The sequence below is a fragment of the Pleomorphomonas koreensis DSM 23070 genome, assembly GCF_000425185.1.
Classification (GTDB): domain Bacteria; phylum Pseudomonadota; class Alphaproteobacteria; order Rhizobiales; family Pleomorphomonadaceae; genus Pleomorphomonas; species Pleomorphomonas koreensis.
The window spans coordinates 47,906-73,694 of sequence record NZ_AULH01000009.1 but is presented as its reverse complement, the minus strand read 5'-3'; the positions used below and the strand labels follow the sequence as shown (position 1 = coordinate 73,694).

General features: G+C 69.2%; 22 protein-coding genes, 1 pseudogene and 1 riboswitch. Of the genes and pseudogenes, 14 read left to right on the top strand and 9 right to left on the bottom strand.

Going from position 1 to position 25,789, the window contains the following annotated elements; all coding sequences use genetic code 11:
- Positions 1-4: 4 nt before the first annotated feature.
- Entirely contained in the window at positions 5-1,018 is a 1,014-nt protein-coding gene (gene trpD / locus H512_RS0108485; RefSeq protein WP_026783087.1) for an anthranilate phosphoribosyltransferase, read from the bottom strand.
- A gap of 55 nt (positions 1,019-1,073) precedes the next feature.
- On the bottom strand, positions 1,074-2,966 hold the full coding sequence (locus H512_RS0108480) for a peptidylprolyl isomerase (protein ID WP_026783086.1): 1,893 nt from the start codon (positions 2,964-2,966) through the stop codon (positions 1,074-1,076).
- Positions 2,967-3,299: 333 nt separating this feature from the next.
- Between H512_RS0108480 and tpiA the strand changes: the two genes are divergently transcribed.
- The 4 genes from tpiA to H512_RS0108460 all read left to right on the top strand — a co-directional run bounded on the left by tpiA (position 3,300) and on the right by H512_RS0108460 (position 7,218).
- The gene (gene tpiA, locus H512_RS0108475; RefSeq protein WP_026783085.1) at positions 3,300-4,043 is read left to right on the top strand and encodes a triose-phosphate isomerase; all 744 of its coding nucleotides are present in this window, start codon (positions 3,300-3,302) and stop codon (positions 4,041-4,043) included.
- A gap of 155 nt (positions 4,044-4,198) precedes the next feature.
- Complete coding sequence (locus H512_RS0108470; RefSeq protein ID WP_036790767.1) at positions 4,199-5,530, top strand: dihydroorotase; 1,332 nt, start codon at positions 4,199-4,201, stop codon at positions 5,528-5,530.
- 1 nt (position 5,531) lies between these two features.
- Complete coding sequence (gene moaC / locus H512_RS0108465) at positions 5,532-6,014, top strand: cyclic pyranopterin monophosphate synthase MoaC (RefSeq protein WP_026783083.1); 483 nt, start codon at positions 5,532-5,534, stop codon at positions 6,012-6,014.
- A gap of 16 nt (positions 6,015-6,030) precedes the next feature.
- On the top strand, positions 6,031-7,218 hold the full coding sequence (locus H512_RS0108460; RefSeq protein WP_026783082.1) for a molybdopterin molybdotransferase MoeA: 1,188 nt from the start codon (positions 6,031-6,033) through the stop codon (positions 7,216-7,218).
- On the opposite strand, the gene H512_RS0108455 is transcribed toward H512_RS0108460, so the two are convergent.
- Together H512_RS0108455 and H512_RS0108450 are read right to left on the bottom strand one after the other, a co-directional pair.
- On the bottom strand, positions 7,215-8,801 hold the full coding sequence (locus H512_RS0108455) for a diguanylate cyclase (protein WP_026783081.1): 1,587 nt from the start codon (positions 8,799-8,801) through the stop codon (positions 7,215-7,217). The genes H512_RS0108460 and H512_RS0108455 overlap by 4 nt on opposite strands.
- A gap of 99 nt (positions 8,802-8,900) precedes the next feature.
- Positions 8,901-9,746 (bottom strand): helix-turn-helix transcriptional regulator, encoded by an 846-nt coding sequence (locus tag H512_RS0108450; RefSeq protein ID WP_026783080.1) that lies wholly within the window; start codon positions 9,744-9,746, stop codon positions 8,901-8,903.
- 92 nt (positions 9,747-9,838) lie between these two features.
- On the opposite strand from H512_RS0108450, the gene H512_RS0108445 reads away from it, so the two are divergent.
- Positions 9,839-10,735 (top strand): SDR family oxidoreductase, encoded by an 897-nt coding sequence (locus tag H512_RS0108445; RefSeq protein WP_026783079.1) that lies wholly within the window; start codon positions 9,839-9,841, stop codon positions 10,733-10,735.
- Positions 10,736-10,807: 72 nt separating this feature from the next.
- Positions 10,808-10,911: riboswitch (TPP riboswitch) on the top strand.
- Positions 10,912-10,975: 64 nt separating this feature from the next.
- Positions 10,976-11,782: a hydroxyethylthiazole kinase gene (gene thiM, locus H512_RS0108440; protein WP_053239688.1), complete on the top strand. Its 807-nt coding sequence runs from the start codon at positions 10,976-10,978 to the stop codon at positions 11,780-11,782.
- Positions 11,783-11,788: 6 nt separating this feature from the next.
- On the opposite strand, the gene H512_RS0108435 is transcribed toward thiM, so the two are convergent.
- The 4 genes from H512_RS0108435 to H512_RS0108420 are packed head-to-tail and all read right to left on the bottom strand — an operon-like array spanning position 11,789 to position 16,911.
- Positions 11,789-13,567, bottom strand: a complete 1,779-nt coding sequence (locus H512_RS0108435; protein WP_026783077.1) for a monovalent cation:proton antiporter-2 (CPA2) family protein — start codon at positions 13,565-13,567, stop codon at positions 11,789-11,791.
- Positions 13,568-13,588: 21 nt separating this feature from the next.
- On the bottom strand, positions 13,589-14,731 hold the full coding sequence (locus H512_RS23185) for an ABC transporter permease (protein WP_053239687.1): 1,143 nt from the start codon (positions 14,729-14,731) through the stop codon (positions 13,589-13,591).
- Entirely contained in the window at positions 14,728-15,915 is a 1,188-nt protein-coding gene (locus H512_RS23180; RefSeq protein ID WP_053239686.1) for an ABC transporter permease, read from the bottom strand. Before H512_RS23180 ends, H512_RS23185 begins: the two co-directional genes overlap by 4 nt.
- Before the next feature lie 3 nt (positions 15,916-15,918).
- Positions 15,919-16,911: an HlyD family secretion protein gene (locus H512_RS0108420; protein ID WP_026783076.1), complete on the bottom strand. Its 993-nt coding sequence runs from the start codon at positions 16,909-16,911 to the stop codon at positions 15,919-15,921.
- 117 nt (positions 16,912-17,028) lie between these two features.
- Between H512_RS0108420 and H512_RS23175 the strand changes: the two genes are divergently transcribed.
- The 3 genes and pseudogenes from H512_RS23175 (at position 17,029) to H512_RS0108405 (ending at position 19,233) form a co-directional block, all read left to right on the top strand.
- On the top strand, positions 17,029-17,682 hold the full coding sequence (locus tag H512_RS23175) for a TetR/AcrR family transcriptional regulator (RefSeq protein WP_169507139.1): 654 nt from the start codon (positions 17,029-17,031) through the stop codon (positions 17,680-17,682).
- Positions 17,683-17,690: 8 nt separating this feature from the next.
- A pseudogene (locus tag H512_RS23170) lies at positions 17,691-18,137 on the top strand (carbohydrate ABC transporter permease); the annotation flags it as partial.
- 73 nt (positions 18,138-18,210) lie between these two features.
- A complete protein-coding gene (locus H512_RS0108405) occupies positions 18,211-19,233 on the top strand; it encodes a LacI family DNA-binding transcriptional regulator (protein WP_036790765.1) in 1,023 nt (340 codons plus the stop codon).
- Positions 19,234-19,236: 3 nt separating this feature from the next.
- On the opposite strand, the gene rhaM is transcribed toward H512_RS0108405, so the two are convergent.
- Entirely contained in the window at positions 19,237-19,551 is a 315-nt protein-coding gene (gene rhaM, locus H512_RS0108400; protein ID WP_026783074.1) for an L-rhamnose mutarotase, read from the bottom strand.
- 375 nt (positions 19,552-19,926) lie between these two features.
- Here rhaM and H512_RS0108395 point away from each other — a divergent pair, with 375 nt between their 5' ends.
- The 5 genes from H512_RS0108395 to H512_RS0108375 all read left to right on the top strand — a co-directional run bounded on the left by H512_RS0108395 (position 19,927) and on the right by H512_RS0108375 (position 25,779).
- Positions 19,927-21,195: an L-rhamnose isomerase gene (locus H512_RS0108395; RefSeq protein ID WP_026783073.1), complete on the top strand. Its 1,269-nt coding sequence runs from the start codon at positions 19,927-19,929 to the stop codon at positions 21,193-21,195.
- A 6-nt stretch (positions 21,196-21,201) separates the two neighbouring features.
- Entirely contained in the window at positions 21,202-22,068 is an 867-nt protein-coding gene (gene rhaD / locus H512_RS0108390; RefSeq protein ID WP_210162674.1) for a rhamnulose-1-phosphate aldolase, read from the top strand.
- Between the two features lie 78 nt (positions 22,069-22,146).
- Positions 22,147-22,959, top strand: a complete 813-nt coding sequence (locus H512_RS0108385) for a DeoR/GlpR family DNA-binding transcription regulator (RefSeq protein WP_026783071.1) — start codon at positions 22,147-22,149, stop codon at positions 22,957-22,959.
- Between the two features lie 51 nt (positions 22,960-23,010).
- Positions 23,011-24,006, top strand: coding sequence for a rhamnose ABC transporter substrate-binding protein (rhaS, locus tag H512_RS0108380; protein WP_026783070.1), 996 nt, complete (start codon positions 23,011-23,013; stop codon positions 24,004-24,006).
- A gap of 240 nt (positions 24,007-24,246) precedes the next feature.
- The gene (locus H512_RS0108375) at positions 24,247-25,779 is read left to right on the top strand and encodes a sugar ABC transporter ATP-binding protein (RefSeq protein WP_026783069.1); all 1,533 of its coding nucleotides are present in this window, start codon (positions 24,247-24,249) and stop codon (positions 25,777-25,779) included.
- Positions 25,780-25,789 lie beyond the last annotated feature (10 nt).

The following is a 25,789-nucleotide window of genomic DNA, read 5'->3' as shown; positions in this document are numbered from 1 at the left end:
TCCCTCAGGCGTTGGAGCAGGCGACCAGACGGTCGAGCGCGGCGCGAGCGCGGCCGCTGTCAATCGAATCGGCGGCGAGCGTCACGCCGTCCTTCAGCGTCGGCGCCCGGTCGGCGATGACCAGGGCGGCGGCAACGTTGAGCATCACCGTGTCGCGATAAGCGCCAGCAGCGCCGTCAAGCAGTGCCCGGAGCGCCGCGGCGTTGTCTTCGGCCGAACCGCCGTGCACCGCTTCCGGCGAGTGATGCGGTAGGCCGACGTCATCGGGCATCACGTCGAAGGCGCGGACGTGGCCGTCCTTCAGCTCCGCGACATGGGTGGGGCCGGACAGCGTCATCTCGTCGAGGCCACCCGAACCGTGCACCACCCAGACCGATTGCGAACCGAGGGCGGCCAGCGTCTCGGCCACCGGCACCAGCCACTCGCGGGCGAACACACCGACCAGCTGGCGGCGCACGCCGGCCGGGTTGGACAGCGGGCCGAGGATGTTGAAGATGGTGCGCGTGCCGAGTTCCACCCGGCTCGGGCCGACGTGCTTCATCGCCGAATGATGCACCGGCGCGAACATGAAGCCGATGCCGGCCTCGCGGATGCAGGCGGCGATCACCTCCGGGCCGATGTCGATGCGGACGCCGAGCGCCATCAGCACGTCGGCGGCGCCCGACTTCGACGACAGCGCCCGGTTGCCGTGCTTGGCGATGGCGAGGCCGGCGCCGGCCGCCACGAAGGCCGAGGCGGTGGAGATATTGAGGCTGCCGGAAGCGTCGCCGCCGGTGCCGACGATGTCGACCGCCTCCACCGGCGCCTCGACGCGCAGCATGCGCGAGCGCATCGACGACACGGCGCCGGCGATTTCCTCCACCGTCTCGCCGCGCACCCTGAGCGCCATCAGGAAGCCGCCGATCTGCGACGGCGTCGCCTCGCCGGTCATCATGATGTCGAAGGCCAGCGTGGCCTCCTCGCGGCTCAGGCTGCTCCCCGCGGCCACCTTGGCGATCAGGGTCTTGAAATCGGCCATCGTCGTTACCCCGTGCCGCGCGTCTCCGGCGGATCGCCGCGCCCGGACCCCTTCGTCAGTTGGTATTGCCGGAACCGATCACCGCGTTGAGCAGCGACTGGTTGACGGTGGTGCCGAACTCTTCCTGCGCCGCGCCGAGATACTGGCCGTAGAGGCCCTGCCCCACGGCGGAGGCGATCTTGTCGGCGATGTCGACGGCGTCGCCCGCGCCCTCGGGCATCGGCGGATTGGTCACCTCGGCCACCTGCAGCACGATGCGCGTGCCGTCCGGACCGTGAATCGCCGCCACGTGCCCCTTGGGACCGGCGAAGGCGGCGTTGACGCCCTCCGCCCCGAGGCCGGCGTCGCCCGCCTGGCGCGTCACGTTCGCGGCGGTCTCCACCTCCACCGACGCCGTGCCGGCAAGGCTGTCGATCGGCGTGCCGCCCTCAAGCGCCTTGACCATCTCGTCGGCCTTGGCGGTGAGGCGGACCTGCGCCTCGGCGTCGGTCCAGGCGACGACCGCCTTGTCCTTCACCTCGTCGAGGGTACGCTCACGGCCCGGCGTCACCTTGGCGATATTGTACCAGACGAAGCCGTGATTGACCGACAGCGGCTCGTTCTCGCCGCCCTCGTCGGCGGCGAACGCCGCCTTGAGCAGATCGGCCTGGTCGGGCAGGCCGGCCACCGGCTGGCCGTCGGGACCGTTGCCCTCGCTGTCCACCTCGGCGGTGACCAGCTTCAGCCTGAAGCGGGTGGCCGCCTCCTGCAGCGTGGCGCCGCCGGCAAGGGCATCCTCCACCTCGTCGTGCATCTCCAGCACCGACCGCTCGGCCGCCTTGGCGGCGATCGTCTTGCGAATGTCGGGCGCCACCTCGGCCAGCGTCTTGGTGTGGGCCGGCTGGATCTCGGTGACGCGCAGGATCACCGTGCCGAACGACGACTTCACCGGCTCGCTCGGCGCGTTGAGCGCCAGGCCGAAGGCGGCGTCGGCCACGGCGGGGTCGAGCACCTTGTCGCGGGCCAGAAGCCCGAGATCGACGTCCTCCGGCTTGGAGCCGGCGTCTAGGATCAGTTGGTCGAAGCTGGCGCCGGACTTGAGCTTGGCGGCCGCCGCGGCAGCTTCCTCGGGCGTCGTGTAAAACAGCTGTTGGATGCGGCGCTGCTCGGGCGCGCCATACTGATCCTTGGTGCGGTCGTATTCGCGCGACACTTCCTCGTCGGTGACCGCTGAGGGATCGGCGACGGCGTCCGGCGTCAGCGCCAGCGCCTCGACGACGCGGAATTCCGGCGCCCGGAAGTCGCCCTTGTGTTCGTTGTACCAGGTGGCGAGCACGTCGTCGGCCGGCTTGTCGATCGGCTCGACCTGAGCACGGGCCAGCGTCAGGTAGCGGATCTCGCGCGCCTCGTTCTGGTAGCGATAGATGGCGGCGACCATGGTCTTCGGCACGGTGAGGCCGCCGATCAGGCCCGACGACATCTGCCGGCTGAGTTCCTCGGTGCGCCGCTGGGCGATGAACATCGCCTCGTTGAGGCCGTTCTGGTTGAGGAGCTGGGCGAAATAGTCGCGGTTGAAGGTGGCGGCGCCGGGGGCGCGAAGCTGCGGATCGTCGGCGATGCTGCGGGCGAGGCGCTCGTCGGAGACGCCGAGACCGGTGGCGGCGGCCATGTCGGCCACCGTCGCGTCGGCCATCAGCGCGCCGAGCGTCTGCTGCGGCAGACCGATGGAGCGGGCCATGTCGGGCGTCAGCGCCTGACCGATCTGGCGCGACAACGCCTGCGACTGCCGCTGGTAGGCGCGCTGGAATTCGCCGAGCGTGATCTTGGTGCCGCCGACCGTGGCGAGCGTGTCGGAATGCGAGGCTCCGAGGCGAGAGCCGACGCCCCAGCCGATGAAGGACAGCGTCAGAAGGCCCAGGAAGATCTTGGCAGGCAGCGTATTCGCCCCGCGGCGCATTGAATCAAGCATTGTGTCGTCCGTCTCGGGGGCGCCTGGCGCCCATCCATCCCAGTTGCCGCCGGCCTTGCTCGGCCGGTTCGGCGGGCCGGATCATAGGGGCGGCGGCCTCCTGCCGCAAGCACCGGTTTTGCCTGACAAAGCGGCGGAAAACCCGCCTCCCGGCACGCAACCGGCCGCCTTCGTAGTCAATAGCCCTTGCTAGCGCGGCCGGTCGGCCGGATATAAATGCGCTTGCGGATTTTCGCCTGCAAAATCATCCTCCGCGTCGCTTCCGGCATTTGCTCCGGAGCCCGGTTTGGGTTAATCCACGCCCACGCAACCGCACATCGAAGGAACGAGACCATGTCCGTCAAGCCGCTGGTGGCCGGAAACTGGAAAATGAACGGCCTCAAGGCCGCCGTCGCCGAATTCGAGGCCATCGCGGCCGGCTACGACGCCGCCCTCAAGGCCAAGGCCGAACTGGCGATCTGCCCGCCGTTCACGCTGGTCGCCGCCTTCGCCGACAAGGGCCTGCTGCCGGTCGGCGGCCAGGACTGCCACGCCAAGGTGTCGGGCGCCCACACCGGCGACACCTCGGCCGAGATGCTGAAGGACGCCGGCGCCACCTACGTCATCGTCGGCCACTCCGAGCGCCGCACCGACCACGCCGAGACCGACGCCGTCGTCAAGGCCAAGACCGAAGCCGCCTGGCGGGCCGGCCTCATCGCCATCGTCTGCGTCGGCGAGACGCATGCCGAGCGCACCGGCGGCAAGACGCTCGACGTCGTCGGCACCCAGGTCGCCGGCTCGCTGCCCGACGGCACCACCGCCGCCAACACGGTCATCGCCTACGAACCGGTTTGGGCGATCGGTACCGGCCTGACGCCGACCGCCGCCGACGTCAAGGAAGTGCACAACTTCATCCGCAAGGAGCTGGTCAAGCGCTTCGGCGAAGAAGCCAACGGCATCCGCATCCTCTATGGCGGCTCGGTGAAGCCGTCGAACGCCGCCGAACTGATGGCCGTCGAGGACGTCAACGGCGCGCTGGTCGGCGGCGCCTCGCTGAAGGCCGCCGATTTCCTCGGCATCGCCGCCGCCTACAAGTGACAATACCGGCTCCGGCGCCACGCCGCGCCGGAGCCGCCCTTCCCCGGACGCCGCCAGGAGGGCGGGTCGCGATCCTCGGTAAAATGGGTTAAAGGTCGTCGGTCGGCCATGAGGGCCGTCCGCGGTCGTTCCCCTTGTTCCCCGAGACACCACCCATGACCTTCGACACCGTCCTCAGGAACGGCACCCTCGTCAACCACGACGGCATCGGCGTGCGCGACATCGGCATCCGCGCCGGCCGCATCGCCGAGATCGGCGACCTCTCGCGCGCCTCGGCTGGCGAGACGATCGATTGCACCGGCCTCACCATCCTGCCCGGCGTCATCGACAGCCAGGTGCATTTCCGCGAGCCGGGCGCCACCCACAAGGAAGACCTCGAAACCGGCTCCCGCGCCGCCGTGATGGGCGGTGTCACCGCCGTCTTCGAGATGCCGAATACCAATCCGCTGACCACCAGCGCCGAGCGCCTCGCGGACAAGGTGGCGGCCGGTACCCACCGCATGCATTGCGACTTCGCCTTCTGGGTGGGCGGCACGCACGGCAACGTCCGCGACATTCCCGAGCTGGAGCGGCTGCCGGGCGCCGCCGGCATCAAGGTGTTCATGGGCTCGTCGACCGGCGACCTGCTGGTGGCCGACGACGACGGCGTCGCCGCCATTCTCGGCGCGACGCGCCGCCGCGCCGCCTTCCATTCCGAGGACGAGGCGCGCCTCATCGAGCGCAAGGCCCTGCGCGTGCCCGGCGACCCGTCGAGCCATCCGGTGTGGCGCGACGTCGAGGCGGCGCTGAAGTCGACCCAGCGACTGGTGCGCATCGCCCGCGACAAGGGCGCCCGCATCCACGTGCTGCACATCTCCACCGGCGAGGAGATGGATTTCCTGAAGGGGCACAAGGACGTCGCCACCGTCGAGGTGACGCCGCACCATCTCACGCTCTCCGAGGACGACCACCAGCGGCTCGGCACCCTTGTCCAGATGAACCCGCCGGTGCGCTCGGCCGCCCACCGCGACCGCATCTGGCGCGGCGTCTCGCAAGGCATCGCCGACGTGCTCGGCTCCGACCACGCGCCGCACACGCTGGAGGAAAAAGCCCGGCCCTATCCCGACAGTCCCTCCGGCATGACCGGCGTGCAGACGCTGGTGCCGATCATGCTCGACCACGTCAACGCCGGCCGTCTCAGCCTGCAACGCCTCGTTGACCTGACCTCGGCCGGTCCGGCGCGCATCTTCGGCATCGCCCGCAAGGGCCGCATCGCCGTCGGCTACGACGCCGATCTCACCGTCGTCGATCTCGGGCGCCGCGAGACCATCCGCAATGCGTGGATCGCCTCGCGTTGCGGCTGGACGCCCTATGACGGCGTCGAGGTCACCGGCTGGCCGGTCGGCACCATCGTGCGCGGCCAGAGGGTGATGTGGGAGGGCGAGCTTGCGATGCCGTCGACCGGCGAGCCCGTCCGCTTCCTCGAAGCCCTGCCGCGGGGATCCTGAGATGACCTCTCCCCTCAGCCATCTCGACGAGACCGGCGCCGCCCACATGGTCGACGTCAGCGACAAGGCGGTCACCGCCCGCACGGCGATCGCCGGCGGCAAGGTGGTGATGAGCGCCGAAACGCTGGCGCTGATCGTCGAAGGCCGGGTGCCCAAGGGCGACGTCATCGCCACGGCCCGTCTCGCCGGCATCATGGCCGCCAAGAAGACGTCCGATCTCATTCCGCTCTGCCACCCGCTGCCGATCAGCAAGGCGGCGATCGACATTTCGCCCGATCCGACGCTGCCCGGCCTCGAAATCACCGCCATCGTCCGCTGTTCCGGCAAGACCGGCGTCGAGATGGAGGCGCTGACCGCCGTCTCCGTTGCCTGCCTCACCGTCTACGACATGGTGAAGGCGGCCGAGAAGGGCGTGCGCATCGAGGCCATCCGCCTCATCGAGAAGGACGGCGGCAAGTCGGGCCGCTGGCTGGCCGACACCTGATGCCCGGAGAGTCCGCATGGCGCTGATGTCCGTCGATGACGCCCAGGCCGCGCTTCTGGCCGGCGTCGCGCCGACCGGGTCGGAATGGGTGAAGCTTGCCGCCGCCGGCGGCCGCACGCTGGCCGCCGATCTCGTCGCCCTGCGCACCCAGCCGCCGACTGACCTGTCGGCCATGGACGGCTATGCCTTCGGACCGGGCGACGGCTGGTTCACGGTGACTGGCGAATCGGCGGCCGGCCATGCCTTCGCCGGATCACTCGGCCCCGGCGAGGCGGCGCGCATCTTTACCGGCGCGCCGGTGCCGGATGGCGCCGACCGGGTGGCCTTGCAGGAAGATGCCGAGCGGCAGGGCGACCGCGTGCGCTTTGAGAGCCTGCCGCCGCCCGGCGCCAACATCCGCCGGCGCGGCATCGACTTTGCCGAGGGCGCGGTCGGCCTTGCCGCCGGTACGCTGCTGGGCGTCGGCGCGCTGGGCTTCGCCGCCGCCATGAACCACGCCCGCCTGCCGGTCAGGCGGCGGCCGCGCGTCGCGCTGATCGCCTCGGGCGACGAACTGGCGGCGCCGGGCGCGGCGATCCTGCCGCACCAGATCGTCGCCTCCTCATCGGTGGCGCTGGCCAAGCTCGTCGCGGATGCCGGCGGCGAGGCCATCGATCTCGGCATCGCGCCAGACAACCTCAATGCCCTGCGGCGCCATATCCGGACGGCGCTCGACGGTGGCGCCGACGTCGTGGCGGTGATCGGCGGCGTGTCGGTCGGCGACCACGACCACACCCGCGCCGCTTTCGCGGCGGAAGGTGTCGAGCCCGGCTTCTGGAAGATCGCCATGCGGCCCGGCAAGCCGCTGATGCACGGCCGCATCGGCAATGTCCACGCCCTCGGCCTGCCGGGCAATCCGGTGTCGACGCTGGTCACCGGCCTGATGTTTCTCGCTCCGCTCGTCCGGGCGATGCTCGGCCGCGCCGACGTGTTGCCTGTCGCCGAGACGGCGGTACTCGGCGCGCCGCTTGCCGCCAATGACCTGCGCCGCGACTTCCTGCGCGCCCGCCAGGTGATCGAGGCTGGCCGGCCGATCGTGACGCCGGTCAGGAGCCAGGACTCCTCGCTGCTGTCCATGCTGGCGGAAGCCAACGCGCTGATCGTCCGGCGGGAGTTTGCACCGGCCGCGGCGGCCGGCGACGCGGTGGAGGTCTTCCGGCTTTAGGACGCCGCCTCGAACTGCCGCTCCGGCGGGGTGGCGCTATCCGGTGTCCGCTTCGGCCAGCGCGCCCAGCGCTCGACGCGGTTGCGGCCGCGCGCCTTGGCGGCGTAGAGGGCGGCGTCGGCCCGCTCCAGCGTCTCGTGGGCGGTGCCGCCGGCGCGCGCCACCGCAAAGCCGATGCTGACCGTCACCCATCCCTGCGGCGAGTCCGGATGGGGAATGTTCATCTCCTCGATCGCTCCGCGCAGCGCGTCGAGGCGCCCGGCGATCCGTTCGGGGCAGTCGTCAGCCAACAGGATGGTGAACTCCTCGCCGCCGTAGCGGGCCACGGTGTCCAAATCCGGCGTAACGCAGCGCTTCAGTGCCTCGGCCACCATTTGCAGCACCGAATCGCCGGTGCCGTGGCCGAAGCGGTCGTTGAAGCGCTTGAAGTGGTCGATATCGAGCATGGCTATGGTGAAGCGCTCTCCGGCGTCGAGCCGCGCATCCCAGCGCAGCAACTGAGCTTCGAGGGCGCGGCGATTGTCGAGGCCGGTAAGAGCGTCGGTGCGGCTCGCCTGCTCCAGCCGATCGACCATCAGGTTGAGCGCCGACGACAGCACCGAGAATTCCCGGAAAGGCGAGCGGATCGTCACCCGCTCGCTGCGGTCGCCGGCGGTGATACGGCTGGCGAACTCGGTCATCCGCCGGAGGCCGCGCAGGATGAGCAGTTCCAGCGCCATCCACAGGAAGACGGCGATCACCAGCGCCTCCAGGCAGACCAGGGCGACGGCCACCATCATCTCGTGGAACGCCTTGGCGTATATGTCGCCGATCGGTGTCGACAGCACGATGCGCCCCGATGTCATCGGCAGCTTGACGACACCGATCAGCGACGATCCCACGCCGTAGGTGTCGGGCGGAATGAGACCGGTGGTCATGGTCCGTGCCCGGTCCAGCGTCGGACCGTCGAACGCCGCCGCCGCCTCGTCGAAGGCCACGGCGTCGAGAATCCGGCCGTCGGCGTCGATGAGTTCGGCGCGGGCCAGCGGCACCTGGAACTGCTGGAAGGTCTGCCGCTTCAACGAGAACAGGTCGAGCGACACCGCCACGACGAAGGAGACGGCGCCGCCGCTGCGCACGGCGCGAGCCGTGGCCAGCGTGACCTTGCCGTTGATCTTGCTGGTCAGGATGTCGCCCCAGACGGCCGAGGACGAATAGATGCTGTTGATGAAGTAGCGACGGTCGGCGAAGGAGACGCCGACGGCGCGCGGCTCGGTCGAGCAAAAGGCGACGCCCTGCGGCGTGAGCAGCGAGATGCGATCCACCCGCGCGTAGGCGTCGGCGACGCGGCGCAACGTCTTGCCGCAGGCTTCGGGCGTGACATGATGCAGCGTGTCGATGAGGGCGACGGTGGCGGACAGGCTCTCCAGGTCCTTCCGCACCTCACCGAACAGATCCTCGGCCCTGACCAGTGACAATTGCATGCTGCGCTCTGCCACGGTCAGGGACATCCGCATGTTCCGGTCGGCCCGCATGATCTGGCCGACCAGGAACGGCGCCAGGCTGAGGCAGATCGCCATGAAGATGACAAGCCGGATGCGCATGTGCCGTCGTGCCGCTCCGATCGGGCCGGCAAAGGATATTGGAAGCCGCATTCATCATAGGAGGTCCGGGTAAACAATTCGTCCTCGGGCCGGGACGCCTCACGCCCCGGCCGGCGGCCCGCCGATCAGCGCGGCGATCCTTTCGGCGTCCTCAGGTGTGGTCGGGTTGTAGACCACCATGCTGAGATCGGTGCGGCCATCGATGGCGAAGGCGGAATACTCGAAGGCGATCGGCCCGATCACCGGGTGGCGGATGTGCTTGATGGCTTCGCCATGCGGGCCTTGAACGTGGTTGTCGTCCCAGAAGGCCCGGAACTCCGGCGACAGGCCGCAGAGTTCGGCGACGAAGGGTTCGACCATCGCCGCGGCACCGGCCCGCATGGCATCGACGCGGAACGCCCCCAGCGCGAAGCGGGCGACGCTCTCCCAGTCGTGCTGGGCGGCGCGGGCGCGCGGATCGAGGAAGAGATAGCGCAGGATATTGCGCTTTTCCGGCGGCAACGCGCCATAGTCGAGCAGCATGACGCTGGCCGCCGCGTTCCAGGCCACCACGTCCCAGATGGCGGTGCGGATCAGCGCGGGCGTCGGGTCGAGCGCGTCGAGCACCCTTTGCAGACGCGGGGTTACGCCGTCACCTGCCTGATAGCGCGCCTCGGGCGGCCGGCCGAGACCGAGCAGGAACAGGTGCTCGCGCTCGACGTCGGTGAGCAGCAGCGCCCTGGCGATGCGGTCGAGAACGTCGGGCGACGGGGCGCCGCCGCGCCCCTGCTCCAGCCAGGTGTACCAGGTGGGGCTGATGCTGGCCCGCTGCGCCACCTCCTCGCGCCGCAACCCCGGCGTGCGGCGGCGTCCGGCGGGAAAGCCGAGCGTCACCGGATCGAGCCTGGCGCGGCGATCGCGCAGAAAGTGGCCGAGGCGGCTCTCCGGGCTGGTCTGGCCGGTCATCCTGTTATCTACCATACCATGATAAAGTCACTACTTTACCAGGATATCATATCGTCGCAGGTTCGTCTCCATCGAACTCAGGAGACTTGCAGATGCGTGTTTTCGTCACTGGCGCCACCGGCAACATCGGCTCCCATGTAGTTGGGGAGCTGATCGCCGCCGGCCATCAGGTGCTCGGCCTCTGCCGCTCGCCGGACAAGGAAGCGGCGCTGTCGGCGGCCGGCGCCGAGGTGCTGCGCGGCTCGATCGCCGATCCGGAGGTGCTGAAGCAGGGCGCCCGGCAATCGGACGGCGTCATCCATCTTGCCTTCAACCACGACTTCTCGCGCTTCGTGCAGAACTGCGAGGACGACCGGGCGGTGATCGCCGCGCTCGGCGAGGCGCTGAGCGGCACGGAGAAGCCGCTCGTCATCACCTCCGGCACGCCGATTGCCAACACCGTAGCCGGCGAGCCGGCCAGGGAGAACAATCCGATCCTCGGCGCCGACCGCCATCCCCGCGCCGCGTCGGAAGAGGCGGCGGCTGCCGCCGCTGCGGCCGGCGTCAACGTCTCGGTGGTGCGGCTGCCGCAGGTTCACGACACCATGAGCCAGGGCCTTGTCACGCCAGCCATCGCCATGTTCCGCAAGAACGGCTTCTGCGCCTATGTCGGCGACGGGCTCAATCGCTGGCCGGCAGCGCATATCACCGACGTGGCGCGGCTCTACCGGCTGGCCGTCGAACGGGCCGAGCCCGGCGCCAAATACCATGCGGTGGCCGAGGAAGGCGTGCCGATGCGCGACATCGCCGGGGCGGTCGGCCGGCGGCTGGGCCTGCCCGTCAGATCGCTGGCGGCGGAGGAAGCGGCGGCCTTCTTCGGCTGGCTCGCCATGTTCGCCGGCCACGACATGCCCGCCTCCAGCGCGCTGACGCGGCAGACGCTCGGCTGGCAGCCGACCGGTCCGGGCCTGCTCGACGATCTCGCCCGGCTGGACGCGCGTCAAGGCTGAGGCACCGGCGCGGCGGCCGTCACCGGCCGCCCGTCCCTCCTTGCGCTCGCTTCTGCCCTTGCCTATGCTCGACCCGTCTCAAGGGGGTGTCCGGCCGAGCCGGACTGAGAGGAGCGATCCAACCCCACGAACCTGATCCGGATCATGCCGGCGGAGGGATTGAGGCGAGCGGCGCCCCGGCCTTTCCGGTTGCCACACGTCTTCTTGTCCGCGGGCGATCTTCGCGCAAGGAGAACGCCGATGCCCACCCTGACCATTGCCGACGTCCACGCCCTCCACGAGAAGGTGCGCGCCGAGCGGCCGCTCGTCCACAACATCACCAACTTCGTGGCAATGACCATCGCCGCCAACGTGCTGCTCGCCGCCGGCGCCTCGCCGGCCATGGTGCATTCGGTCGACGAGGTCGAGGATTTCGGCCGCATCGCCCGGTCGCTGACGCTCAACATCGGCACGCTGTCGTCCGAATGGATCGCCGGCATGAAGCTCGCCGCCGCCGTCTACCGCGAGGCCGGCAAGCCGGTGGTGCTCGACCCCGTGGCCGTCGGCGCGACGCGGCTGCGCAACACGGCGGCGGCCGACCTCGTCGCCATGAGGCCGACGGTGATCCGCGGCAATGCCTCGGAGATCATGGCGCTGTCCGGCGTCGCCGGCATCGCCTCGAAGGGCGTCGACAGTTCGGCCAGCTCCAACGCCGCCCTCGACAGCGCCCTTGCGCTGGCCCGGTCGAGCGGCGCGGTGGTGGCCGTCACCGGCGAGACCGACTACGTCACCGACGGCAGCCGCACCGTTGCCATCGACGGCGGCCATCCGCTGATGCCGCTGTCGACGGCGCTCGGCTGCGCGCTGACCGGCCTCGTCGGCGCCTTCGTCGCCGTCGCCCCGGCTTTCGAGGGTACGGTGGCGGCGCTCGCCACCTATGCGGCGGCCGGCGCCATCGCCGGCCAGCGCGTCAGGGGGCCGGGCTTCCTGCCGCAGGAGCTGTGCGACGCGCTCTATGCGCTCGACCTTGCCGGCCTCGAGGCCAACGCGGCGATCCGCGCGGTCTGACGGCTGTCAGGGTTCGTCGGCGGCCGTTCGCACCGGCGGCGTCAGGGGTTCGGGCACCGGCCGCGTCGTCAGACGTTCTTGGCCGGACATCACGTCGCCCTGCACCTGCGCCGTCAGCCGCTCGGCGTCGAGGCGGCGGATGGTTTCCAGCGCCTCGGCCGTCCGCTCATCCGAGCAGCCGAGCGCCCGCAGTCCCTCGGCGCCGAGGCGCAGGGCCGATTCGAAGGTCTCGCGCACCTCGACGTCGACGCCGGCCCGGATCAGTTCGATCGAGTGGACGCGGTCGAAGGATCGGACCAGCAGCTTCGCCAGCGGAAATTCGGCCTTCACCAGTTCGACGATGCGGTTCGCCGCCTTGCGGTCGTCGACGCAGACCAGGATCACCTCCGCCTCGGCGGCGCCGGAGTGGCGCAGCGTATCGAGCCGGGTGCCGTCGCCGTAGAAGATGCGGAAGCCGAACTTGCCGGCCTCGCGGATGCGGTCGGGATCGTTCTCGATCATCGCCACGTCGACGCCGCGCGTGAGAAGCAGCTGGGCGGCGATCTGGCCGAAGCGGCCGAAGCCGATCAGCAGCACGCGGCCGCGCAGGTCGCGCGCCGCCTCGACGCCGTCGAGCGACTTCTCGTCCTCGCGGCGGAAGCGGCCGGCGACGGCCAGCACCAGCGGCGTCAGCGCCATCGAAAGGATGATCACCGTCGAGAACAGGGCGTTGTCGCCGGCGGTCAGAACGCCGGCGCCGGCCGCCGTCGTGTACAGCACGAAGGCGAACTCGCCGCCCTGCGCGAACATCAGGGCACGGCCGAACGCCGGGCGGTGGCCGGAGCCGAACAGGCGCGCCACGCCGTAGATGCCGAGCGCCTTGACCACGGCGAAGGCGACGAGCAGGCCGATCAGCAGCGACCAGCGATCGACGACGATGCCGATATCCAGGGACATGCCGACCGCGAGGAAGAACAGGCCCATCAGAAGGCCCTTGAACGGCTCGATGTCGGCCTCGATCTGGTGCCGGTAGCTCGACCCCGACAGCATGACGCCGGCGAGGAAGCTGCCCATGGCCATCGACAGGCCCACCGCCTCCATCAGCAACGCCGCGCCGAGCACCACCAGCAGCGCGCCGGCGGTCAGCACCTCGCGAGCGCGGGCGCGGGCCAGCAGGCCGAAGAACGGATCGATGAGATAGCGGCCGGTGAGCAGCAGCGCCGCCACCGCCGCGACGCCCGTCACGATGCCGCTCCAGCCGGCGCCGCCCTCCCCGCCCGGCGCGATCAGCACCACGAAGGCCAGGAGCGGCACGATGGACAGGTCCTCGAACAGCAGGATCGACACCGCCTTCTGACCGTCCGGACCAGCCAGTTCGCCGCGCTCCTGCAGCATGGACATGATCACCGCCGTCGACGACATCACGAAGCCGGCGCCGGCGATGAAGGCGGTAGCCGGCGGCAGGCCGAAGGCGAACATGCCGGCCGCCGTCAAGAGGCCGGCGCAGACGACCACCTGCGCGAGGCCGAGGCCGAAGATCTGGCCGCGCATGGCCCAGAGCTTCTGCGGCCTGAGTTCCAGTCCAATGAGGAACAGGAACATGACGACGCCCAGCTCGGAGATGTGCAGGATGGCCGCCGGATCGGGGAACAGGCCGAAGGCCGAGGGGCCGACCAGCGCGCCGGCCGCGAAATAGCCGAGCACCGAGCCGAGGCCGAGCCGCCGGAACAGCGGCACCGCCAGCACGCCGGCCGCCAGCAGCACCACCGCCGGGCCGATCGTCGATCCCAGTCCCGCCACCGCCATGCCGCACCCCGTCTCGCGTGTTTATACGGAGTGTGATCCGAAACGTGCGCCGGGCGCAAGCCGCCTCAGCCGGCCGGCCAGCACGGCGAGCAGCGAATAGGCCAGGCAGAGGGCGAACTGGATGAGGATGGTACCCTCGACCGAACGCAGGTCGGCGCCCATCTGGTTGACGCGCACCAGGGCCGGCACTGCCGTCGTCGAGGGGATGGCGAAGGCGATGGCATGCAGCGGCGCCGGCATCGCCTCGGCCGGCCAGGAGACGCCGGACAGGAAGAACAAGGGCATGCCGAGCACCACCAGGAAGAAGATCACGCCTTCGCGGGTCGGGATCAGCCGGGCGACGGCGAAGCCCATGGCGGTGACGGCGGCGAGGAAGGGCAAGGCCACCGCATACATGACGGCGATATGGCCGATGTAGGGGAGATTGTAGGCCCAGGGCAGCAGCACCAGCACTACGCCGGCCCAGAGGGCGTAGAGACCGACGTAGACGACGGCGTCTGCGAAGGTGGCGAGAGCGCCGTCCGGCCGGCGGCCGGCCTTGAGGTTGCCGATGCCCATCAGCAGCGTCTGTTGCAGGATCAGCACGAAGACGGCCGGCAGCACGAAACTGGCATAGCCGCCGGTCGGATTGAACAGCGGCACGGCGGTGACGCGCAGCGGCTCGACGACGGCCATCGCCGCGGCCGCATCGACGCCGGTGGCCGTGAGCCGCCCCACCTGCACCTCGGCGCCGAGGCTGCGTGCCGCGTTGGTCAGCGCCGACGACATCACCGAGTTCAGCAGGAAGTAGCCGCCGTCGGAGAAGGCGGCGATCGGCGCCGAGCGGCCGGCCAGCAGGTCGCGCTCGAAGCGCGGCGGCACCACGACGATGCCGTAGACCTCGCGCTTCAGGAACAGGGCGCGCGCCGAGGGCATGTCGGGCGCGTAGCGGGTGACGGCCACGGCGTCGGCGGCGTCGATGCGGCGGATCAGCTCGCGGCTCAGCGTCGAGCCGTCCTGATCGATCACCGCCACCGGCATGTCGCGCACCACTTCCGCCAGATAGGGCTGCGGAAAGAATACCGAGAAGAACAGCGTCGCGCCCAGCATGGTCGAGCGGGCGCCCTTGTCGGCCCAGATGGCGGCGAGTGCGGCGGCGACCTCACGGAAGAAAGCGGCGATCATCGGGCGGCCTCCGGCTTTGCCCGCCCGTGGCGCCAGAGCAGCAGCAGCGCGACGCCGCCGTAGGCCAGCGCCAGCCCGGCCAGCCAGGCAACGGCGGGCATGGAGATGTCGAGCGGCGCCCCGCGCAGGATGTTGTCGGTGCGAAGCTGGAGATAGTGCGTCACCGGCAAGAGGTCGGCCCAGATGGCCGAGAAGTCGTTCATCGACAGGCGCGGAAAGGTTATGCCGGTGAAGCCGAAGGCCGGTCCGGTGATGACGCCGACGGCGGCCAGCGCCGACACCGTGTCGCGGGCGACCAGCGCCGCCGCCGCGCCGAGCATCTGCGAGGCGAGCACGAACAGCAGGCCATAGGCGGCGTGGAAGGTGAGGCTGCCGCCGAAGCGGACGCCCATCAGGCCGAACAGCAGCGCGTCGGCGCCCCACAGGACGATGAGATAGGCCAGCGTGTAGGGCGCGAGCTTGCCGGCCACCGTCTTGAACAGCGTGCCGCCCAGCCGGAGCGACCGGCCGAGGCCGGCGACGCCCTGGCGGTCGCGGGCAAACGACAGGGCGGCGCTGGCGCCGATGAAGATCTGCAACACGGTCGGCATCACCGCCGCCAAGAGGAACTGGACGTATTCGAGGCTGGGGTTGAACAGCGCGCTCTGCCGCACAGGAATGGGCGCCGCGGCCTGCGTGGCGCTCTCGACGTCGGCGCCGCGGGCGACGCGCGCCTCGATCGAGATGCCGGCCGCCACCGTGCCGAGGGTGCCGCCGACGGCGCGGGCGACCAGGCTGCCGGGCGTCATGTACTGGTTGTTGTAGAACAGCACCACCTCCGGCCGGCGGCCGGAGAGCACGTCGCGCTCGGTGCGGGCCGGGATCAGCACCACGGCATAGGCCTCGCCGGAGACCAGCAGTTGCCGCCCTTCCCCGAGCGTCGCCACCTCGCGGGCGACGGCCACCTCGGGCGTCGCGTCGACCATGCGCACCATCTGCCGCGACAGCGTCGAGCGGTCCTGGTCGACGACGGCGATCGGCAGGTCGCGCGGCAGGCCGAGATGGAACACCGCCGCCAGCAGCGCGAACAGCAGCAGCGGAAAGGGGGCAAGCATGAACATCAGCCCCGGCCGGCTGCCGATCTGCCGCACCTCGGCGAGCAGGGCCCGCCGGAAGCCGGCCTTGAGGTGGGCTCGCCGCGCCATGGCTCAGCGGTCCGACAGCCGGGGCCCGGACCAGTCGATCAGCCCGCTCATGCCGGGCCTCAGGCCCTCGACCTTGCCGTCCGGCCGCGCCCGTACCTCGAAGGTGCGCAGGTCGAAGTCGCCGGTGGCCTTGGTGGCGCGCCAGTTGGCGTAGGAGCCTTGGGCGTTGATGACGGTGACGGAGGTATCGACGTCGCGGTTGCCGAGCGCCGGCACGCGCACCTTCAGCCGGTCGCCGACGGCAAGGCCGTGCAGAAGGTCCTCGCGGACATTGAAGGTGAACCAGGCATTGTCGACGTCGACGATGGAGACGAGCGGCGTGCCGGCGCCGAACAGCTCGCCCAGCTCGGCGGTACGCGCCGTCACCTCGCCGGCCATCGGCGCCTTCACCTCCAGCTCGGCGAGGTCGGTCTCGATCTGGGCGACGGCGGCCGCCGCCTGCTCCACCTGCGCCACCGCCACCGCCTTCTGCTCGGGGCTGTTGCCCTGGACGGCCAGCTGGAGATTGGCCTCGGCGGCGGCGCGGGCCTTCAGCGCCGCGTTGAGCTTGTTGGATGCCTCGTCGAGCACCTGTTCGGAGGCGAAGGAGCGCTCCTGAAGCTGGCTGACGCGGTCGTAGGTCTTCTGGGCCAGCAGCACGTCGGCCTCGGCCTTCTCGCGCTCGGCCCGGCGGGCATCGATCATCTCCTGCCGCGTCGAGAAGGCCAGATCGCGATTGGAGCGGGCGACGGCCAGCGCCGCCCTGGAGGTGTCGAGGCCGGCCCGGAGCGCCGGGCTGTCGAGTTCGATCACCAGATCGCCGGCCGCCACGTGATCGCCGACATCGACGGGCGTCTTGACGACGCGGCCGGGGACGCGGGCGGCGAGGTCGACGCGCGTCGCCTCCGCCTCGCCCTGCAGCATCAGCGGTTCGGGATGATCGACCGCCCAGATGACGGACAGGCCGAGGGCGGCGGCGGCGAGACCGGCGATAACGAGGGGACGCCAAGCTGACACGAAACTCACCTTTGGACGCGGCAACCGCATCGCGTTTCGATTCGGCTTGCCAAAATTTGGAAAATCATTGTTTTCTTTATTTCCGAACCCCACCCTATGTCAATGAACAGGGAAACAATGATGGTCGACAGCGATCCCGTACAGCCACGCGGCCCCGGACGGCCGCCGCTCAGGAGCGAGGAGGAGACGCGCGCCCTGATTGTCGCGGCGGCGGCGCGCGCCTTCCTTGATACGGGCTATGTCGGCACCGGCGTCGACACCATCGCGCGGGCGGCGGGCGTGTCGACGCGGACGCTGTACCGGCTGTTCGCCACCAAGGGCGATCTCCTCAAGAAAGCCATGGAGGCGCGGATCGATATCGCCTTCGGCCAGCTCGACGCGGCCCGCGCCGCCGGTGCCGCCGGCGCCGATCCGCGGTCCAGCCTGGAACTGCTGCTCGGTGGCTATGCCGAACTGGTGCTGTCGGACGAGGCGGTGCGGCTGACCCGGCTGATCATCGCCGAGCGGCAGGGCGTGCCGGCGCTGGTCGAAAGCTATCGGCAGGCGACGGTCCGCGTCGCCGACGTGTTCGACGCCTGGATCGGCGAGCAGCAGCGAACCGGCTTCCTGCGGCCGGGCAAAGCCGAGATGGTGGCGCATCTCCTGCGCGGCACGATCAACGAGGCACAGCGGCAGATCCTGCTCGGCCTGCGCGAGCCGCTCACCGCCGACGAGCGTCGGGACTGGGTGGCCGCGTCGCTGGCGATGGCCCTCGACGGGCTCGCCGCCTGATCCTTCAGCTGCAATGGCCCGGCCTGTTCAAGATGCTCTCGGGCCTGATCCTGATCGAGATCGCCTATTCGCTGTCCTTCTCGGTGCCCCTGTTCCGCGCCTTCATCGCCACCATTCCGCGCGAACTCGACGAGGCGGCCATCCTCGAAGGCGCCGGGCCGTTCACGCTGTTCTTCCGTATCGTGCTGCCGCTTCTGAAGCCGGTGGCGGTGACGGTGATCGTCTTGCAGTCGGTGGCGATCTTCAACGACTTCACCAACCCGCGCTACTATCTGCCGGGGGCGAAGAACGCCACGGTGCAGCTGACGCCGTTCAACTTCCAGAGCATGTTCAATACCTCCTACAATCTCCTGTTCATGAACATCCTGCTGATCACCATTCGGCCGCTGATCATGTTCCTGTTCTTCAATCGGCAGATCGTCGAGGGCATGACGGCCGGCGCCGTCAAGGGGTGAAAGCAAGGTTGCCGGCAAACGGCCGGCCGTATAGAGGAAACCTTGGAAACGGGCGGGAAACGGGCGGGAGATCATGAAGCGCGCGACGATCAAGGACGTGGCGGAGGCGGCCGGTGTGTCGCGCGCCGCCGTCTCCAAGGTGCTGCGCAACGCCTACGGCCTCTCAGACGACATGCGTGCCCGCGTCGAGGCGGCGATGACCGCGCTCAACTACCGGCCGCAGACGGCGGCGCGCGGTCTCCGCGGCCGCACCTACACGCTCGGCATCGTGCTGCCGGACATGCGCAATCCCTTCTTCCCCGACATCCTCGACGGCGTCATCTCGACGCTCCGGAGCACCAGCTACGAGCCGCTGATCGGCTTCCGGCCGTCGGCCGAGGCCACCGAGAAGCACGCCGTCGACACCATGCTCGATCACAAGATCGACGGCTTCCTGATGATCGCGCCGCGCCTCGACGAGGCCTATCTCCACGCCGTCGCCACCTCGGTGCCGACGGTGATGATCGGCCGGCACGACCGCGATTGCGGCTACGACACCGTCAACAACGACGACCGCGCCGGCGCCCGCCTCGCCGTCGAGCATTTCATCGCCGCAGGCCACCGCGACATCGCCTATTTCGGCCTCGACGTCGCCTCGGTCGGCGTCACCAACTCGACGGCGCTGCGCCTCGACGGCTATCGCGACACCATGGCCGCCCACGGCCTTTCGGGCCATATCCAGGTGCACGAGGGCACGCATTTCCGCGGCGAGCGCCACGATGAGGACGTGGCGCGGCGCATGCTGACGGGCGCGCGGCGGCCAACGGCCATCTTCTGCTGGACCGACCAGGTGGCGATCACCGTCATGGCGGAAGCAGCGCGGCTCGGCATCCGCGTACCCGAGGACCTGTCGGTGATCGGCTACGACAACAGCCGCCTCGCCGCGCTGCCGCAACTGTCGCTGACCTCGGTCGACCAGTCCGGCCATCTTCTCGGCAGCGAGGCGATGAAGCTGTTGATCGAGCGGATCGAGGGCCGGCGGATCGACCGGCACGTCATCCTGCCGCCGCGCCTCGACATCAAGGGCTCGACCGGCCCGGCGCCGGCGCGGAGCTGACCGTCAGGCCAGGAAGAACACCTGCCGGAGATCGTCCGACCGTGGGCTGTTGTCCGGGTTGGACGGCATGATGTCGGCCATGTATTTCCACCATCTCTGGCAGACCTCGGTGGAGGCGACGGCGTTCCAGCGCTCCTCGGATTCGATCTCGACGGTGGCGAACAGCGTCGAGGTGCGCGGCTCCAGATAGATGGCGTAGTTGTGCGCGCCATGCGCCTTCAGCACGGCGGAAAGCTCCGGCCAGATCTCGTCGTGCCGGCGCCGGTATTCGGCGTGGGCGTCCGGATTGACCCACATGACGAAGGCTTTCCTGATCACGGCACACTCCTCCCTGTCGCTTGCCAGACGATCATATTCGATCTCGCCCGGTCATTCATCGTGGGGCCATTACGCAAAGTCGATCATTTTCGATCTCGCGACAAAGGTCTGGCCGGCCGGCCCGGATTTCCCACCATCGGCTAGAACTTTCGACGATACGCAATTCTACGCCAAAACGCCGTTCGGAAAGCGGTTTTCGTTGCCTTTTCAGGGGACAGGCGCCGTCCCGGATGCCAGGCCGCCCCCTTCGCCCGATCAAGTAGCCGAAGCTACGGATATGATCGTACTTGATCATACATGATGGAATATGATTGATGGTGACGGCGCACTGGAAACAGGCGCCGGCAGCGGAGCCAATGGAGGAAACCGCCGGTCATGTCCGAGAATTCGCCGATCACCAAGGCCTACGAGCTGGCCCGCGAGCACTTTTCCCGCGACGGAATCGACACCGAGGCCGTCCTCGGCACGCTCGACGCCGTCCCCGTGTCGATGCACTGCTGGCAGGGCGACGACGTCAAGGGCTTCGAGAATCCCGACGCCGAGCTGACCGGCGGCATCCAGGTCTCCGGCAACTATCCCGGCCGCGCCCGCAATCCCGACGAACTGCGCGCCGACATCGACACGGCGCTGTCGCTGATCCCCGGCGCCAAACGGCTCAACCTGCACGCCCTCTATCTCGAAGCCGACCGCAAGGTGGAGCGCGACGCCATCGAGCCGAAGCACTTCCAGCGCTGGGTCGACTGGGCGAAGGAGCGCGGCCTCGGCCTCGACTTCAACCCGTCCTGCTTCTCGCATCCCAACAGCGCCGACAACCGCACGCTCAGCCACCCCGACGCCGGCATCCGCCAGTTCTGGATCGACCATTGCAAGGCCAGCCGCAAGGTGTCCGAGCATTTCGGCCGCTCGCTCGGCACGCCCTCGGTGATGAACATCTGGATTCCCGACGGCTCCAAGGACTATCCCTTCGACCGCTACGGACCGCGCGAGACGCTGAAGGCCGCCCTCGACGAGGTGATCTCCGAGAAGATCAGCAAGGAATTCCACTACGACGCCGTCGAGAGCAAGCTGTTCGGCATCGGCGCCGAGGCCTATACCGTCGGCTCCAACGAGTTCTACCTCGGCTATGCGGCGACGCGCGGCACCATGCTCTGCCTCGACGCCGGCCACTTCCACCCGACCGAGGTGGTATCCGACAAGCTGTCGGCCGTGTTCCAGTATGTCGACCGCGTGCTGCTGCACGTGTCGCGGCCGATGCGCTGGGACAGCGACCACGTCGTGCTGTTCGACGACGAACTCCAGGCCATCGCCAACGAGCTGGTGCGCGGCGGCATGCTCGGCCGCACGGCGATCGGCCTCGACTATTTCGACGCCTCGATCAACCGCGTCGCCGCCTGGGTGATCGGCATGCGCAACATGCGCAAGGCGCTGCTCAAGGCCATGCTGGAGCCGGCGAGCAAGCTCCGGGCGGCCGAGACCTCCGGCGACTACGCGCTGCGGATGGCTCTCTTCGAGGAACACAAGACCAGCCCGTGGGCGGCCGTCTGGGATCACTATTGCCAAAGCCGGAACGTGCCGGTCGGCGCCGCCTGGTTCGACGTCGTCAAGGCCTATGAGCGCGACGTGCTCGCCAAGCGGGAGTCCTGAGCCATCATGACGATCAACATGACTGCGAACATGATCGACGCCTGGTTCGTCAAGGCCATGGTGAAGGCCACCACCGACTGCTGGGAAAAAGGCTGGGACGAGCGCAACGGCGGCAACATCAGCCTGCGCCTTCTCGACGAGGACGTCGCGCCCTATCTCGGCGGCATCAAGGAGCCGCGCCGGCTGCCGATGTCCGAGCCGCTGCCGGCGCTGGCCGGGCAGAGCTACATCGTCACCGGCACCGGCAAGTTCTTCCGCAACGTCCAGCTCGATCCCGAGAACAACCTCGGCGTGGTGCGCGTCGGCGCCGACGGCAGCTTCCTCGAAGTGCTGTGGGGCTATCGCGACGGCGGCGGGCCGACGTCGGAATTCTCCAGCCACTTCAAGGGCCACATCGCCCGCCAGACCGCCAGCGCCGGCGCTGACCGGGTGGTGCTTCACTGTCACGCCACCAATCTGATCGCGCTCACCTACGTGCTCGACTGGACCGACGCCAACGTGACGCGCGCCCTCTGGGAAGGCTCGACCGAGTGCCTCGTCGTGTTCCCCGACGGCGTCGGCACCATGCCCTGGCTGGTGCCCGGCACCGACCAGATGGGCGACGCCACGGCCCGGCTGCTGGCCAGGCGGCCGCTGGTTCTCTGGCCGTTCCACGGCGTGTTCGGCGTCGGCCCGACGCTCGACGACGCCTTCGGCCTGATCGACACCGCCGAGAAGGCGGCCGAGATCCTGGTCAAGGTGCTGTCGATGGGCGGGCCGCGCCAGACGATGACCACGCAGGACCTGATCGACCTTGCCGCCCGCTTCAAGGTGGTGCCGCAGCCCGAGGCCATCGCCCTCGACGGCTGGACGCTGGCGCCCCGCGCCGGCTGACGTTCCATCCGCCGGCGCTTGCCCCCGCGGCGCCGGCGGGACAAAGTCCCTGCCCCACCCTCGGAGCCGAGACACGCCATGCACGAACGCGAACGCCACCGCATCATCCTCTCCGCCGTCCAGGAGCGTCCGATCCTGACGGTACAGGACATCGTCGAGCTGACCGGCGCCTCCGAGGCGACGATCCGCCGCGACATCAGCGCGCTGGCGCTCCAGAACCGCCTGAAGAAGGTGCGCGGCGGCGCCGAGGCGCTGCATCCGCCGCAGATCGGTGTCTTGGCCGCCCGCTCGTTCCGGGCCGACGAGACGGTCAATTCGGCGCAGAAGCGCGCCATCGCCCGCGAGGCGGTGAAGCTCTGCCGCGACGGCGAGGCCATCGCCATCAACGGCGGTACCACCACCTTCCCGATGGTCCATTACCTCGCGCAGATGCGCTTGCAGGTGATGACCAACTCGTTCCCGATCGCCGAGCACCTGATCAAGCATTCCAAATGCACGGTGATGCTGCCGGCCGGCGCCGTCTACCGCGAGCAGAACATCATCCTGTCGCCGTTCGACAGCGACGGCACCGGCCATTTCTACGCCCGCCGCTTCTTCATGGGCGCCCGCGGCGTTTCGTCGCTCGGCATCATGGAATCGGACTCGCTGATCATCCAGTCCGAGCAGCGGCTGATGCGGCAGGCCGACGAACTCGTCGTGCTGGTCGACAGCTCCAAGTTCAAGACGCGGTCGAGCCTGATCCTGTGCCCGCTCGAACGGGTCAGCACGATCATCACCGACGACGGCATCGACGATCGCGACCGGCGCATGGTGGAGACCGCCGGCATCGAGCTGATCGTCGCAGCCACGGACAGACAGGAAGATACCCAGCAATCCCCGACCGTTGCCTGACAGAGGAGTGAGGCGGCGGTCGACGGACGGTCGAAACGGGAGGAGACCCAAATGACCCTGTTCAAGAAACTGATCGTTACCACGGCGGCCGCCGTCGCCCTCATGGCCGGTCCGGCCAGCGCCGACAACGTCAAGATCGCCCTGGTGGTCAAGACGCTCGGCAACGGCTTCTTCGACGCCGCCCACAAGGGCGCCCAGGAGGCGGCCAAGGAGCTTGGCGACGTCGACATCATCTACACCGGCCCGACCACCTCGACCGCCGAGGCGCAGATCGACGTCGTCAACTCGCTGATCGCCCAGAAGGTCGACGCCATCGCCATTTCCGCCAACGACAAGGACGCCCTGGTGCCGGCCCTGAAGAAGGCCATGCAGCGCGGCATCACGGTCATCTCCTGGGATTCGGGCGTGGCGCCGGAAGGCCGCCTGATGCACCTCAATCCGTCGTCCAACCCGCTGATCGGCAACATGTGCGTCAAGCTGGCCTCCGACGGCCTCGGCGGGGAGAAGGGCGACGTCGCCATCCTGTCGGCCGCCTCGACGGCGACCAACCAGAACATCTGGATCGAGGAGATGAAGAAGGTCCTGCCCAACTATGCCAACGTCAACCTCGTCGACACGGTCTATGGCGACGACCTCGCCGACAAGTCCTATCGCGAGACGCAGGGCCTGATCGCCAAGTACCCGAACCTCAAGGCGATCATCGCGCCGACGTCGGTCGGCATCGTCGCCGCCGCCCAGGCCGTTGAAGACGCCGGCCTCGTCGGCAAGGTCAACGTCACCGGCCTCGGCCTGCCGTCGGAGATGGCCGGCCACGTCAAGGCCGGTTCGTCCAAGGCCTTCGCCATCTGGAACCCGATCGACCTCGGCTATTCGGCGACCTACATCGCCTACGAGCTGAAGACCGGCAAGGCCGAGGCCAAGCCGGACGGCGAGATCTCCATCGGCCGCATGGGCAAGATCAAGCTCGACGCCAACAACGAGGCGGCGATGGCCGACCCGTTCGTCTACGACGCCGGCAACGTCGACGAGTTCGCCAAGATCTTCTGATCCGGCGCCAGCATTGCGGACCCGGCTTCGGCCGGGTCCGCCCCGACAGAGTGAAGACCTCCTCTCCCTGCTTCCTCGCGGGACAGGACATTCTCCGGCCCGAGATGGTCCGAACGAGGCGCCGGTTCGCGCCTCCTGCCGATCCGCGCCGGCCGGCTCGCCGTGCCGATCCCGATCGCGACGATACGCATCCCGGCCGCCCCGCCTCCGGGACCCAAGGCTCTAGCAGCGAAAACGCCGATGACCGCCATGCTTTCAACGGACACCCCCACCACAGAGCCCATCCTCCGGATGACCGGCATCTCCAAGACCTTCCCCGGCGTCAAGGCGCTGTCCGACGTGGCGCTCGACCTGCGCCCCGGCCACGTCACGGCGCTGATCGGCGAGAACGGCGCCGGCAAGTCGACGCTGGTCAAGATCCTGACCGGCATCTACCAGCCGGACGGCGGCTCAATCCAAATCGACGGCAGGGAGGTGACGCTGCCGACCGCCGAGGCGGCGCAGGACCTCGGCATCACCGCCATCCATCAGGAGACGGTGCTGTTCGACGAGCTGACGGTGGCCGAGAACATCTACATCGGCCACGCGCCGCGCAACCGCTACGGCCTGATCGACTGGGCGGCCATGCACGCCCGCGCCGCCGCCATCCTGCACGGCATCGACGCGCCGATCTCGACGCGGGCGCGGCTCAAGGACCTCTCCATCGCCCAGCGCCATCTCGTCGCCATCGCCCGGGCGCTGTCGATCGACGCCCGCATCGTCATCATGGACGAGCCGACCGCCGCCCTCTCCTACAAGGAGGTGGAGGAGCTGTTCCTGATCATCGACCGACTGAAGAAGGCCGGCAAGGCGATCCTGTTCATCAGCCACAAGTTCGAGGAAGTCTGGCAGATCTGCGAGTATTTCGCCGTGTTCCGCGACGGCCGGCAGGTCGGCGCCGGCCGGCTCGACGAGGTATCGCACAACGACCTCGTCAAGCTGATGGTCGGCCGCGACGTGACGCAGGCCTTCCCCAAGCTCGACGCCGAGATCGGCGAGGTGGTGCTGAAGGTCGACGGCTACTGCCACCCGACCGAGTTCGACCAGGTGTCGCTGGAATTGCGGCGCGGCGAAATCCTCGGCCTCTACGGCCTCGTCGGCGCCGGCCGCTCGGAAGTCTGCCAGGCGCTGTTCGGCGTCACCCGGCCGTCGGCCGGTAGCGTGACGCTGAACGGCCGGCCGATCGCCGTGCGCTCGCCATCCGACGCCATCGACGCCGGCATCGTCTACGTGCCCGAGGAGCGCGGCCGCCACGGCGCCATCACCGCCATGTCGATCGTCGCCAACATCTCGCTGCCGTCGCTGAAGGTGACCAGCCGCCGCAACTTCCTGCGCATGGCCGAGGAATTCGCCCTCGCCCGCCAATATGCCGAGCGGCTCGACCTCAGGGCCGCCTCGCTCAGCCAGCCGGTCGGCACGCTGTCGGGCGGCAACCAGCAGAAGGTCGTCATCGGCAAGTGGCTGGCGACACTGCCGAAGGTGATCATCCTCGACGAGCCGACCAAGGGCATCGACATCGGCTCCAAGGCCGCCGTGCACGCCTTCATGAGCCAACTCGCCGTGGAAGGTCTCGCGGTGATCATGGTGTCGAGCGAGATCCCGGAAATCCTCGGCATGAGCGACCGGGTGATCGTCATGCGCGAGGGCCGGATGGCCGGCCTGTTCGAGCGTCAGGGCCTGACGCCGGAGGCGCTGGTGCGCGCCGCCACCGGCAACAAGGAGGCCGCCGCGTGAACCGCCGTTC

Coding starts and splice junctions, on each gene's coding strand:
- trpD (WP_026783087.1), bottom strand. CDS start 1,018: ATGGCCGATTTCAAGACCCTGATCGCCAAGGTGGCCGCGGGGAGCAGC.
- H512_RS0108480 (WP_026783086.1), bottom strand. CDS start 2,966: ATGCTTGATTCAATGCGCCGCGGGGCGAATACGCTGCCTGCCAAGATC.
- tpiA (WP_026783085.1), top strand. CDS start 3,300: ATGTCCGTCAAGCCGCTGGTGGCCGGAAACTGGAAAATGAACGGCCTC.
- H512_RS0108470 (WP_036790767.1), top strand. CDS start 4,199: ATGACCTTCGACACCGTCCTCAGGAACGGCACCCTCGTCAACCACGAC.
- moaC (WP_026783083.1), top strand. CDS start 5,532: ATGACCTCTCCCCTCAGCCATCTCGACGAGACCGGCGCCGCCCACATG.
- H512_RS0108460 (WP_026783082.1), top strand. CDS start 6,031: ATGGCGCTGATGTCCGTCGATGACGCCCAGGCCGCGCTTCTGGCCGGC.
- H512_RS0108455 (WP_026783081.1), bottom strand. CDS start 8,801: ATGCGCATCCGGCTTGTCATCTTCATGGCGATCTGCCTCAGCCTGGCG.
- H512_RS0108450 (WP_026783080.1), bottom strand. CDS start 9,746: ATGACCGGCCAGACCAGCCCGGAGAGCCGCCTCGGCCACTTTCTGCGC.
- H512_RS0108445 (WP_026783079.1), top strand. CDS start 9,839: ATGCGTGTTTTCGTCACTGGCGCCACCGGCAACATCGGCTCCCATGTA.
- thiM (WP_053239688.1), top strand. CDS start 10,976: ATGCCCACCCTGACCATTGCCGACGTCCACGCCCTCCACGAGAAGGTG.
- H512_RS0108435 (WP_026783077.1), bottom strand. CDS start 13,567: ATGGCGGTGGCGGGACTGGGATCGACGATCGGCCCGGCGGTGGTGCTG.
- H512_RS23185 (WP_053239687.1), bottom strand. CDS start 14,731: ATGATCGCCGCTTTCTTCCGTGAGGTCGCCGCCGCACTCGCCGCCATC.
- H512_RS23180 (WP_053239686.1), bottom strand. CDS start 15,915: ATGGCGCGGCGAGCCCACCTCAAGGCCGGCTTCCGGCGGGCCCTGCTC.
- H512_RS23175 (WP_169507139.1), top strand. CDS start 17,029: ATGATGGTCGACAGCGATCCCGTACAGCCACGCGGCCCCGGACGGCCG.
- H512_RS0108405 (WP_036790765.1), top strand. CDS start 18,211: ATGAAGCGCGCGACGATCAAGGACGTGGCGGAGGCGGCCGGTGTGTCG.
- H512_RS0108395 (WP_026783073.1), top strand. CDS start 19,927: ATGTCCGAGAATTCGCCGATCACCAAGGCCTACGAGCTGGCCCGCGAG.
- rhaD (WP_210162674.1), top strand. CDS start 21,202: ATGACGATCAACATGACTGCGAACATGATCGACGCCTGGTTCGTCAAG.
- H512_RS0108385 (WP_026783071.1), top strand. CDS start 22,147: ATGCACGAACGCGAACGCCACCGCATCATCCTCTCCGCCGTCCAGGAG.
- rhaS (WP_026783070.1), top strand. CDS start 23,011: ATGACCCTGTTCAAGAAACTGATCGTTACCACGGCGGCCGCCGTCGCC.
- H512_RS0108375 (WP_026783069.1), top strand. CDS start 24,247: ATGACCGCCATGCTTTCAACGGACACCCCCACCACAGAGCCCATCCTC.